Raw genomic sequence first — 11479 nt, 5'->3', positions numbered from 1 at the left:
AAGAAACGCCCGCAGCGACGCCGATGATGGCGCAATATCTGGAAATCAAGGACCGGCACCGCGATGCGCTGCTGTTCTATCGGATGGGCGATTTCTACGAGATGTTCTTTGACGACGCGGTCGCGGCGGCCGAGGCGCTCGACATCGCACTCACGAAACGCGGCAAACATGCGGGCGACGACATTCCGATGTGCGGCGTGCCGGTGCATTCTTCGGAGACCTACCTGCTGAACCTCATCCGCAAGGGATTCAGGGTCGCGGTCTGTGAACAGCTCGAGGATCCGGCGGAGGCGAAGAAACGCGGCTCGAAATCGGTGGTCCGGCGCGATGTGGTGCGGCTGGTGACGCCGGGCACGCTGACCGAGGACAGCCTGCTCGACGCGCGGCGGCACAATTTCCTCGCCGCCTATGCCGAAATCCGCGGGGACGGCGCGCTTGCCTGGGTGGACATTTCGACGGGCGCGTTTCATGTCCTGCCCTGCCCGCGCGTGCAGCTCGGCCCGGAGCTGGCGCGGCTGGGGCCGTCAGAGATCGTGATCTGCGAAGCGCAAGAGGCGGATCCGGCCGGATTCGTCCCTGAGTTTCGCGACCGGATGACGGAGCTGTCGCGCGCCTCCTTCGACAGCAGTTCGGCGCGCAGGCGGCTCACGGGGTTGTTCGGGGTCTCCTCGCTGGATGCCTTCGGCGCTTTCACCCTGCCCGAAGTATCGGCCATGGGCGCGATCGTCGATTATCTCGACATCACCCAGAAAGGGAAACTGCCTCTGGTGCGCCCGCCGGTGCGGGAGTCCCTACGCGGCACGATGCAGATCGACGCTGCGACGCGCCGCAACCTCGAGATTTCGCAATCGCTGTCCGGCGGCCGCGAAGGCTCGCTGCTCACCGCTATGGACAGGACGGTCACCGCCGCGGGCGGACGGCTCCTGGAGCGGCGGCTGTCGAGCCCGTCGCGGGACGTGGAGGTGATCCGCGACCGGCTCGATGCCGTGAGCTTCGCCATCGACAACCGCCGGACGGCGGAGCGGCTGCGCGAGGAACTGCGCAAGGTGCCGGACATGGAGCGCGCGCTGTCGCGACTGGGGCTCGAGCGGGGTGGACCGCGCGACCTGGCGGCGATCCGCAGCGGCCTGACGCAGGCGGAAACGCTCGCCGAGACCCTGTCGGCGGAGCCGGTTTCGACCCTGATCCGGCAGAATATGGGTTTTCTGACCGGGCACGCGGAGCTGATCGACCTGCTCGACGCCGCCCTCATTGCCGAACCCCCGCTTCTGTCGCGCGACGGCGGCTTCATCGCGCCGGGCTTCGACGGCGATCTCGACGAATGCCGCACGCTGCGCGACGAGGGGCGCGGGGTGATCGCCTCGCTCCAGCAGAAATACGCGGAAATGACCGGGGTGACTTCGCTGAAGGTGAAGCACAACAACGTGCTCGGCTATTTCATCGAGACCACCGCCACACATGCCGAGAAGATGCGCGCGCTCTCGGACACGTTCATCCATCGCCAGACCACGGCGAACCAGGTGAGGTTCACGACGCTCGAACTGTCAGAGCTCGAAACGAAGATCCACAATGCCGGCGGTCGCGCGCTCGAGATCGAGAAGCGCCTGTTCGAAACGCTGCGCGTCGCGGTGCTCGACCGTGCTCCCGCGATCAACGATGCGTCGAAGGCGCTCGCGGAGCTCGACCTGACCACCGCGCTCGCGGATCTGGCGGTGTCGGAGAACTGGAACCGGCCAGAGGTGGATCAGGGTCGTGAATTCCTCGTCACCGGGGGCCGTCATCCGGTCGTCGAACGCGCGTTGCGCAAGCAGGGGGGCGAGAAATTCGTCGCCAATTCCTGCGCCCTTTCGGACGGAGGGGACGGCGCGGCGATCTGGCTTCTGACAGGGCCGAACATGGCCGGCAAATCGACCTTCCTGCGGCAGAATGCGCTCATCGCCCTGATCGCGCAGGCCGGCTCCTATGTTCCGGCGGAAAGCGCCCGGATCGGGATCGTGTCGCAGCTCTTCTCCCGCGTGGGGGCGTCTGATGACCTCGCGCGCGGGCGCTCGACCTTCATGGTGGAAATGGTCGAAACCGCCGCGATCCTCAACCAGGCGGATGACCGGGCGCTCGTGATCCTCGACGAGATCGGGCGCGGCACGGCGACCTATGACGGCCTGTCGATTGCCTGGGCCACGCTCGAACATCTGCATGACGTGAACAGGTGCCGCGCCCTTTTCGCGACGCATTATCACGAGATGACCGCGCTTTCCGACAAGCTCGTCGGGGTGGAAAACGCCACCGTTTCGGTCAAGGAATGGGAAGGCGAGGTGATCTTCCTGCATGAGGTGGTGAAGGGGAAGGCAGACCGGTCCTATGGGGTGCAGGTCGCCCGGCTCGCAGGATTGCCCCCGGCGGTGGTTAAACGGGCGCGAACCGTTCTGGACGCTCTGGAGAAGGGACAGGCGGACAATGCCGCCCGTCCGAAGGCGATCATCGACGACCTGCCGCTCTTTGCCGCTCAACCCCCGGCGCCGGCGCCCGCCGCACCGAAGGAGAGCGCCGTCGAGAAAAAGCTCGCCGGAGTCTCCCCCGACGAGCTGTCTCCGCGAGAGGCCTTGCAGCTTCTCTACGATCTGAAGGCGCTGATCTAGGCGGGGGTCGAGGAGACGCCCACCTGGGCCGGCCGCAGCAACCGGTCGTGGAGCATGAAGCCCACGTTCATCACCTGGATGATGTCGCCGGCCTTCGTGTTCGGCACGGGGGCCTCGAACATCGCCTCGTGCCGGTTCGGATCGAATTTCTCGCCCACATCTGGCGTGATGATCTGGATTCCGTGTTTCGAGAAGACGTTGAGAAGCTCGCGCATCGTCAGCTCGATCCCCTCGATCAGCGCCGCCTGTTGTTCACGCTGTTCCTCGGTGATGGCGTCGATGGCGCGTTTCATGTTGTCGAAGACCGGCAGCATGTCGCGGGCGAGTTTCGAGCCGCCGTAATTCTCCGCCTCCCGGCGGTCCCGGTCCGCACGCTTGCGCGCATTCTCCGCCTCCGCGACCGCACGGATGAAACGGTCCTTGAACTCGTCGCGCTCGGCCCGCAGGAGCTCGAGCTGGTCCACCTCCTCCTCGACAGGCTCGGCGGCCTCCGCCGAAGTGATGTCGATCAGATCCTTCTCGATGCCGGTCTCGGTCTCGTCAGCGATGTCTTTCTTTGGGTCCGTCATGTTCCACCTTTTCACGTCTTGCCGGACAGCATCCGCCCGACAAGTTGGGCCGTGTAGTCGACGATCGGAACGATCCGCCCGTAGTTCAGGCGGGTCGGTCCGATGACACCCACGGCACCGATTATCTTACGGTCCGCGTTCATATATGGAGAAACCACCAAAGAGGAACCCGAAAGCGAGAAAAGTTTATTCTCTGAACCGATAAAAATGCGCACACCTTCGCCCTCTTCGGCGCCCTCGAGAAAATCCGCGATATCGCGCTTCTTTTCAAGATCGTCGAACAGTTCACGGATGCGCTGAAGCTCCTCCGCCTCGGGGCTGGATTCGAGCAGATTCGCACGCCCGCGCACGATGAGGCGTTCGTAGCTCGTCCCCTCGCCCTCCCAATGGGCGAAGCCGCTTTCCACCATCTCCGCGGCGAGGCTGTCGAGCTCCTGGCGCCGCGCGTCGATCTCCCGCTCGACGACATGGCGCAGTTCTGCAAGCGTGCGCCCCTCCGCAAGCGCGTTGAGGAAATTCGCAGCCTCCCGCAGCGAGGACGGCGTCTGGCCGATGGGCGGGGTGAAGACGCGGTTCTCGACATGGCCATCGGCGAAGACCAGCACCACCAGCGCGCGATCGGGTGCAAGGCTCACGAATTCGATATGCTTGATCGGGGCTTCGTGCTTCGGCGCAAGGACGAGGCTTGCGCCATGCGTCAGCCCGGACAGCGCCGAGCCGATCCGGTCGAGCACAGAGCCGACATCACCGCGATTGCCGCTGCTCACCGTAGCTTCGATCTTTTCGCGATCGTCCTCGGTCACCTGGCCGATCTCGAGAAGCCCGTCGACGAACATCCGCAAGCCGAGCTGGGTCGGCATCCGTCCCGCTGAGACATGGGGGCTGTCGAGCAGGCCGAGATATTCGAGATCCTGCATCACGTTGCGGATCGTCGCGGCGGAGACCTTCTCGCTCATCGTGCGCGTCAGGGTCCGCGAGCCGACCGGGTCGCCGGTCTCCAGATAGCCTTCGACGACGCGGCGAAACACTTCGCGCGAGCGGTCGTTCATTTCGGAGATGAGATTTGCGCGTTCGGTCATTCTGGCAGGACGTGGGGGCTCCGGTTCACTTAAATGACAACTCTTCCGCGGGTCAATCGGGCTTGCGTCTTTCGCGCGCCGTTGGCTATGTGTGCGGCAACGGAAACGGAAGGACAGACGATGCGACCCTCGGGTAGAAATTTAGACGAGATGCGGCCGATTTCAATCGAAACGGGCGTCACGAAACATGCCGAGGGCTCCTGTCTCATCCGTTGCGGTGACACCCATGTCCTGTGCACCGCGACCATCGAGGAACGCGTTCCGCCCTTCATGCGCAATTCCGGCCAGGGCTGGGTCACGGCGGAATACGGAATGCTGCCGCGGTCGACCACGTCGCGGATGCGGCGCGAGGCGACGCAGGGCAAGCAGGGCGGCCGCACGGTGGAGATCCAGCGGCTGATCGGCCGGGCGCTGCGCGCGGGCGTGGACCGGGTCGCCCTGGGCGAACGGCAGATCACGGTGGATTGCGACGTGATCCAGGCGGACGGCGGCACCCGTTGTGCGTCGATCACCGGCGGCTGGGTCGCGCTGCGGCTCGCGGTGAACAAGCTCCTGAAGGCGGGCGATATCGTGTCCGATCCGCTTCTGTCCAATGTCGCTGCGGTGTCCTGCGGGATCTACGCGGGCCAGCCCGTTCTGGATCTCGACTATCCGGAGGACAGCGAGGCGGGCGTCGACGGCAATTTCATCATGCTTGCGAACGGGCGGCTGATCGAGACGCAGATGAGCGCGGAGGGCGCCACCTATTCGCGCGACCAGATGAACGCGCTGCTCGACCTCGCGGAAAAGGGCGTCGCGGAACTCGTCGCCGCACAGAACGCGGCGGTGATCTGATGCGGAGCTTTGACGGAGATCGCCTCGTCCTCGCCTCCCACAACAAGGGAAAGCTGAGCGAGATCGCGGAGCTTCTCGCACCCTACGGGATCGAAGTGGTCTCGGCGGGCGATCTCGGTTTCGAAGAACCTGAGGAAACCGAGGACACATTCGCCGGAAACGCCCGGATCAAGGCCCATTTCGCCGCAAGGGCGAGCGGCCTTCCCGCGCTCTCCGACGACAGCGGCATCATGGTGGACGCGCTCGACGGCGCGCCCGGCGTGTATACGGCGGATTGGGCGGAGACGCCCGCGGGCCGCGATTTTCCCATGGCGATGAAGAAGGTCTGGGATCTTCTCGAGGAAAAATCCGCGCCGGAACCGCGCACCGCGCGCTTCTGCTGCACGCTCTGCCTTGCCTGGCCCGACGGGCATGACGAAATCTTCGACGGCACGGTCGAGGGACGGCTCGTCTGGCCGCCGCGGGGCGAGAACGGCTTTGGATTCGATCCGATCTTCCTTCCCGAGGGCGAGACAGAGACCTTCGGGGAAATGGATCAGGCACGCAAACAGGCGATGAGCCACCGTGCCGACGCGTTTCGTCAACTGGTCCGCGGACCTTTCAAGGATCTCTCGAAATGAGTGAACGCAAACTGATCTCCTCCGGCTCCGACTTCGAAAAGGTCATGGGCTATTCCCGTGCCGTCGTGCAGGGCGACTGGTGTTTCGTATCCGGCACGACCGGCTACGACTATGCCACCATGACCATGCCGGAAAGCATCGCCGATCAGGCACGCAATGCGTTCAAGACCATTTCCGGCGTCCTCGAAGGAACGGGTTTCTCCCTCTCCGACGCGGTGCGCGTCCAGTACACCATCACGGATACGGCATTGGTGGACGAGGTGGTGCCGGCGCTCGGCGAATATCTGGCCGACATCCGGCCTGCCGCGACGATGGTGGTCGCGGCGCTCATCAAACCGGAGATGAAGATCGAAATCGAAGTCACCGCATACAGGGACCGATGATGGAAGACTGGCGGAACGGCGGGTTCGGGCTTTATATCCACTGGCCGTTCTGTCAGGCAAAGTGCCCCTATTGCGACTTCAATTCCCATGTCGCGGCGAACATCGACCAGACGGCATGGGAGCGGGCCTATCTTTCGGAGATCGAGCGCGTTTCACGGGAAACATCCGGCCGCGTCCTCAATACCGTATTCTTCGGCGGCGGAACGCCCTCGATGATGGATCCGGACCTCGTGGAAAGCCTTTTGAGCCGGATCAGAGCCTCTTGGCCGATGTCCAACGATGCCGAGATCACGCTCGAAGCGAACCCGACCTCGGTGGAAGCGGGTCGGTTCAAGGGCTATCGCGAGGCCGGCGTCAATCGCATTTCCATGGGAATCCAGTCTCTGCGGGACGACGATCTGCGGAGGCTCGGTCGCCTTCATACCGTCGCCGAGGCACGCGCGGCATTCGAGATCGCCCGAAACACCTTTGATCGGGTCAGTTTCGATCTGATCTACGCGCGGCAGGGTCAAAGCGTCTCCGCCTGGCGCGCGGAACTGCGCGAGGCGCTGTCCATGGCGCTCGACCACCTCTCCCTCTATCAGCTGACGATCGAGGCCGGAACCGCCTTTGGCGACCGGTACGACCGCGGGATGCTGAAGGATCTGCCGACGGATGATGCCGCCGCCGACATGTATTTCGTCACGCAGGAAGAATGCGCGGCCGCCGGCATGCCCGCTTACGAGATTTCCAATCACGCGCGGCCCGGCGCGGAAAGCCGTCACAATCTGATTTACTGGCGATATGGCGATTATGCCGGCATCGGCCCCGGCGCGCACGGTCGGCTCACCCTCGGGGGCGAGAAATACGCCATCGACACGCCGCTCTCCCCTGCCCTTTGGCTCGACCGCGTCTCTGCGCTCGGTCATGGGGAACAGTCGCGCGACGCGCTGCCGGGCCGGGATCAGGCCATCGAATATCTCATGATGGGTCTGCGCATCCGGGAGGGAGTGGCGCTCGATCGGCTCAACACTCTGTATGGTAAAGAATTTCCGTTTGAAAACAACAACTTGTTTGAGGGCGGATTCTTGGAGACGGAAAACGGACGGCTCCTCGTCACCGAGAAAGGCCGTCCGCTTCTCAATGCAATCATCCGTGCCCTGATCCCCGACGCCTAGACACCCCGCGACAGGAGCTGGCAAAGCGAATCGAGTTCGTCCAGCGTGCCGTAGGAAATGCTGATCCGACCGTTTTCCGCACCGTCCCGGTGGTCGATTTCGACCTTCATGCCCAGAGTGGCGGAGAGATCGCCCTCCAATGCGCGGGTGTCAGCGTCTTTCGCCTGGGACGTGCCGGAAGACGCGGATTTGCGTTGTGTCGGAGCCCGTTCGCCCCTTACAAGCTTTTCGGTTTCCCGGACGGAGAGATTGCCACGAATGATCTGCCGCGCCAGGTCGGAGGGATTGTCGGCCGTCACCAAGGCACGCGCGTGACCGGCGGACAGATCTCCATTCACCACGAAATCCTGGACATCTTCCGGAAGTTGAAGAAGCCGCATCAGGTTGGCGATGTGGCTTCGGCTCTTGCCGAGCGCTTCGGAGAGCTTCTCTTGTGTGTGGCCGAACCTTTCCATCAACTGCTTGTAGCCCGCAGCCTCCTCAATGGCGTTCAGATCAGAACGCTGGATGTTCTCGATGATCGCAACCTCAAGCACTTCCGTGTCGCTATAGGCCCGCACGAGCACCGGAAGCTCATGCAGCCGCGCCATCTGCGACGCCCGCCAGCGACGTTCGCCGGCGACAATCTCATAGATTCCCGCCTCTCGCGGGCTTTCCCGCACGATCAGCGGCTGAATCACGCCTTTTTCCCGGATCGAATCCGAAAGTTCCTGAAGTCCCGATGGATCGAAACTGCGCCGAGGCTGATCTGGGTTTGGGATGATCTTTTCGATCGGAACCATCATGTCCGGGCGACGGGGCGTTCCCGCCTCCTCGGCCGCCGCGTTTTCCTGCGTCACATCCGCCATCAAGGCGGACAGTCCCCGCCCCAACCCTCGGCTTTTCGGTTTGCTCGGCATGGCCATCGTTCAGAGTCCTTTCTTGGCGGCGACTTCCTTCGCCAGCGTGCGATACGCGATACTGCCTTTCGACACCGGATCGTATTGGAGCACCGGCAGAGCAAAGGACGGCGCCTCGCTTACCCGCACATTCCGGGGAATCACCGTCTCGAACACAAGATCCCCGAGATTCTCCCGCGCGTCGAGTTCGACCTGCCGGGAGAGGTTGTTGCGTTGATCATACATCGTCAACACCACACCTTCGATACGGAGCTTTGGATTGGCACTCTGCCGGACCTCGCGGACCGTCAACATGAGCTGCGACAGGCCTTCGAGCGCGAAGAACTCGCTTTGCAGCGGCACCAGCACGGAATCGGCCGCCACCATGGCGTTCACGGTAAGAAGGCTGAGCGACGGTGGGCAATCTATCAGGATGAAATCAAGGCGATAGTCGTCAATCGCCGGCTGGCGCAACGCATCGCTGAGCAGGAAACTGCGCTTTTCGTTCGACACCATTTCCAGGTCGGCCGAACTCAGATCTATCGTTGCGGGAGAGATCCAGAGCCCTTCGATATCCGTGGTCTGGATCACCTCGTGAAGATCCACATCCCCGAGAAGGAGATCGTAGGTCGTGTAGCCGCGATGTTCGGTGTCGATCCCGAGGCCGGTCGACGCATTGCCCTGTGGATCGAGATCCACCACGAGCACGCGTGCCCCGATTTCCACCAAGGCGGCGGCAAGGTTGATCGCGGTCGTGGTCTTTCCCACCCCGCCCTTCTGGTTCGCGACGGCAATGATTTTCGGACTCGGCGGACGGGTGGGGTCAGACACGTTCGATATCTCCAATGCGCAGAATCATGGCGGCCTCATCTGTCTGGCTGCGGATTTCCTCATATGCGAAGCGCCAGTCGTCCTGCGCCTTGCAGATCTCCTCCCGGAAACTTTCCCCTTTGAGAAAGACCGCAATACCCGCTGGCCCAAGATGACGCGCGGCATAGTCCAGAAGTTTCGGCAGCGGCGCTAGGGCGCGGGCGGACAGGATTTCCGCCCCAAGCGGCGGCACTTTTTCCACCCGATCGCAGATCACCTCTGCTTCGAGTGCCAATTCACGGGCGACGGTGCGAAGAAACGTCGCCTTCCTCATATCCGATTCGACGAGAACGAAACGCGTCTCCGGTGAAAGTTCTCTGGCCAGAACGGCGCAGACAAGACCGGGAAATCCGCCTCCGCTCCCCAAGTCTACCCAGAGCGCCTCGTGTCGTGGCACAAGTCCGAAAACCTGAGCAGAATCGACGAAATGACGGTCCCATACGTCCTCCATCGTGGATTTCGCCACGAGATTTATCGCTGGCGTCCATTTTCGCAACAAGCGGTGGTATTGCTCCAGCTGCTCCAACGTTTCACGTGAAACATCCATGCCGGCAATCTGCGGGCGCATCATCAGGAGGCCTTCGCCTTTTTCGCCTGCCTGACCCGCGCAAGGATCAAGGTCGCAGCCGCGGGGGTCATGCCCTCCACGCGCCCCGCCTGCGCAATCGTCTGCGGCCGGGTCTTTTCGAGCTTCATCCGCAGTTCATTCGAGAGCCCGACGAGCGCGGCGTAATCGAAATCAACAGGGATTGCCTGCTGTTCATCCCGCTTCATTGCCTCGACATCGCGTTTCTGCCGGGCGATATAATTGGCATAAAGCGCATCTTTCGCCAGTTGATCCCGGACCTCGTCGGGAAGATCCCCCAGTCCGGGATCCAACGCGAGGAGCTGATCGAAAGAGCTGTCCGGGAAGGACAACACCGTGTAGAGCGTGCGCCGTGAGCCGTCATCGCTCACCGCAATTCCAGCTCCCGCCAGCTCCCGCGGAGTGTAGGTCCTCGCCTCCAGCAACGACCGCGCCCTTTCGAGCGCCGTCATCTTCTCCTCGAACGCGACGCGACGTCCTTCCGTCACGAGGCCGAGATCAAGTCCCAACGGAGTCAACCTTTGGTCCGCGTTGTCGGCCCGAAGCGACAGGCGAAATTCGGCGCGGGAGGTGAACATGCGGTAAGGCTCAGTCACGCCACGCGTCACCAGATCGTCGATCATCACGCCGATATAGCTGTCCGAGCGGCGGAACACCGCCTGCTCGCGGCTCAATGCCTTGTGCGCCGCATTCGCACCCGCCACCAGTCCCTGCGCCGCGGCTTCCTCATATCCTGTCGTCCCGTTGATCTGCCCCGCGAGGAAGAGTCCCGGCACATCCTTGAGTTCGAGCGTCGTTCGCAAGGCGCGCGGATCAACGTAGTCATATTCGATGGCATAGCCCGGCTGAAGGATTTCCACCGCCTCCAGGCCGCGAATCGACCGGACATAAGCCTCCTGCACATCCAAGGGAAGCGAGGTCGAAATGCCGTTGGGATAGACGGTATCGTCGTCGATCCCTTCCGGCTCCAGGAAAATCTGGTGCGACGGCTTATCGGAAAACCGCACCACCTTATCCTCGATCGAGGGGCAATAGCGCGGACCGACGCCGGCGATATGTCCGCCATACATCGCAGACCGATCAAGGTTCTTCCGGATGATCTCATGCGTCTGTTCATTGGTATGAGTGATACCGCAGGCGACCTGCGGCGCCGACGGCCGTCGGTTCAGGAAGGAGAACATGACCGGCACATCGTCTCCGGGCTGCCTTTCCAGGATGCTCCAGTTGATCGTTTTTCCGTTGAGGCGCGGTGGTGTACCGGTCTTCAACCGTCCCATGGGAAGCCCGAAGCCGTAGAGACGTTCAGCGAGCGCGAGCGAAGGCCTGTCCCCCATACGCCCACCCGGACGCGACACGTCGCCAATATGGATCAACCCGTTCAGAAAAGTTCCGGTCGTGAGTACGACGGATACCGCACGAATCTCTGCACCATCTGCGAGCACGACCCCGGCCACCGCGTCCCCCTCGAGGAGAAGGTCCGAAACCTCGGCCTCCAAGATTTGCAGATTTGGCGTGCTTTCCAGTTCCGAAAGCATCTCGCGGCGATAGATTTTGCGATCGGCCTGCGCCCGTGGCCCCTGAACGGCCGGACCCTTCCGACGGTTCAGCAGACGGAACTGGATCCCGGCCTTGTCGGCAATCCGCCCCATGACGCCGTCGAGCGCGTCGATCTCGCGCACGAGATGGCCCTTGCCCAGCCCGCCGATCGCCGGATTGCAGGACATGACGCCGATCCCGTCCCGGCGCAGCGTAACAAGGGCGGTACGGGCGCCCGCCCGCGCCGCCGCCGCCGCGGCGTCGGACCCGGCATGGCCACCGCCCACGACGACAACATCGAAATCGCTATGTTTCACGTGAAACACTCCCG

The 11479-nt window shown here is 63.0% G+C and carries 11 protein-coding genes; 5 read left to right on the top strand and 6 right to left on the bottom strand.

The genetic code is table 11. The features are described from left to right. The first annotated feature begins 23 nt into the window (after positions 1 to 23). Positions 24 to 2636 carry a DNA mismatch repair protein MutS gene (gene mutS / locus P73_RS01120; protein WP_043868097.1) on the top strand — a complete coding sequence of 871 codons (2613 nt, stop codon included), beginning with the start codon at positions 24 to 26 and terminating at the stop codon, positions 2634 to 2636. Here the strand turns inward: mutS and grpE are convergent. Together grpE and hrcA are read right to left on the bottom strand one after the other, a co-directional pair. After that, the gene (gene grpE / locus P73_RS01115) at positions 2633 to 3205 is read right to left on the bottom strand and encodes a nucleotide exchange factor GrpE (protein WP_043868096.1); all 573 of its coding nucleotides are present in this window, start codon (positions 3203 to 3205) and stop codon (positions 2633 to 2635) included. The two genes, mutS and grpE, sit on opposite strands and share 4 nt — an antisense overlap. An 11-nt stretch (positions 3206 to 3216) precedes the next feature. Further along, positions 3217 to 4284: a heat-inducible transcriptional repressor HrcA gene (gene hrcA, locus P73_RS01110; protein WP_043868095.1), complete on the bottom strand. Its 1068-nt coding sequence runs from the start codon at positions 4282 to 4284 to the stop codon at positions 3217 to 3219. 120 nt (positions 4285 to 4404) lie between these two features. On the opposite strand from hrcA, the gene rph reads away from it, so the two are divergent. Genes rph through hemW form a run of 4 tightly spaced genes read left to right on the top strand, consistent with a single transcriptional unit; the run spans position 4405 to position 7278 of the window. Next, complete coding sequence (gene rph / locus P73_RS01105; RefSeq protein ID WP_043868094.1) at positions 4405 to 5118, top strand: ribonuclease PH; 714 nt, start codon at positions 4405 to 4407, stop codon at positions 5116 to 5118. Continuing rightward, entirely contained in the window at positions 5118 to 5738 is a 621-nt protein-coding gene (rdgB, locus tag P73_RS01100) for an RdgB/HAM1 family non-canonical purine NTP pyrophosphatase (protein ID WP_043868093.1), read from the top strand. The genes rph and rdgB overlap by 1 nt, the downstream gene beginning before the upstream one ends. Next, entirely contained in the window at positions 5735 to 6121 is a 387-nt protein-coding gene (locus tag P73_RS01095) for a RidA family protein (protein WP_043868092.1), read from the top strand. Before rdgB ends, P73_RS01095 begins: the two co-directional genes overlap by 4 nt. Beyond that, on the top strand, positions 6121 to 7278 hold the full coding sequence (hemW, locus tag P73_RS01090; RefSeq protein WP_043868091.1) for a radical SAM family heme chaperone HemW: 1158 nt from the start codon (positions 6121 to 6123) through the stop codon (positions 7276 to 7278). The genes P73_RS01095 and hemW overlap by 1 nt, the downstream gene beginning before the upstream one ends. On the opposite strand, the gene P73_RS01085 is transcribed toward hemW, so the two are convergent. Genes P73_RS01085 through mnmG form a run of 4 tightly spaced genes read right to left on the bottom strand, consistent with a single transcriptional unit; the run spans position 7275 to position 11465 of the window. Beyond that, positions 7275 to 8177, bottom strand: a complete 903-nt coding sequence (locus tag P73_RS01085) for a ParB/RepB/Spo0J family partition protein (protein ID WP_043871287.1) — start codon at positions 8175 to 8177, stop codon at positions 7275 to 7277. The two genes, hemW and P73_RS01085, sit on opposite strands and share 4 nt — an antisense overlap. A gap of 9 nt (positions 8178 to 8186) precedes the next feature. After that, a complete protein-coding gene (locus P73_RS01080) occupies positions 8187 to 8987 on the bottom strand; it encodes a ParA family protein (RefSeq protein ID WP_043868090.1) in 801 nt (266 codons plus the stop codon). After that, positions 8980 to 9597, bottom strand: coding sequence for a 16S rRNA (guanine(527)-N(7))-methyltransferase RsmG (rsmG, locus tag P73_RS01075; RefSeq protein ID WP_043868089.1), 618 nt, complete (start codon positions 9595 to 9597; stop codon positions 8980 to 8982). Before rsmG ends, P73_RS01080 begins: the two co-directional genes overlap by 8 nt. After that, a complete protein-coding gene (gene mnmG, locus P73_RS01070; protein WP_043871286.1) occupies positions 9597 to 11465 on the bottom strand; it encodes a tRNA uridine-5-carboxymethylaminomethyl(34) synthesis enzyme MnmG in 1869 nt (622 codons plus the stop codon). Before mnmG ends, rsmG begins: the two co-directional genes overlap by 1 nt. Positions 11466 to 11479: the final 14 nt, after the last annotated feature.

The sequence above is a fragment of the Celeribacter indicus genome (assembly GCF_000819565.1).
Taxonomy (GTDB): domain Bacteria; phylum Pseudomonadota; class Alphaproteobacteria; order Rhodobacterales; family Rhodobacteraceae; genus Celeribacter; species Celeribacter indicus.
Note: the sequence above shows the minus strand (reverse complement) of the source record. Positions and strands in the feature narration are given on the sequence as shown.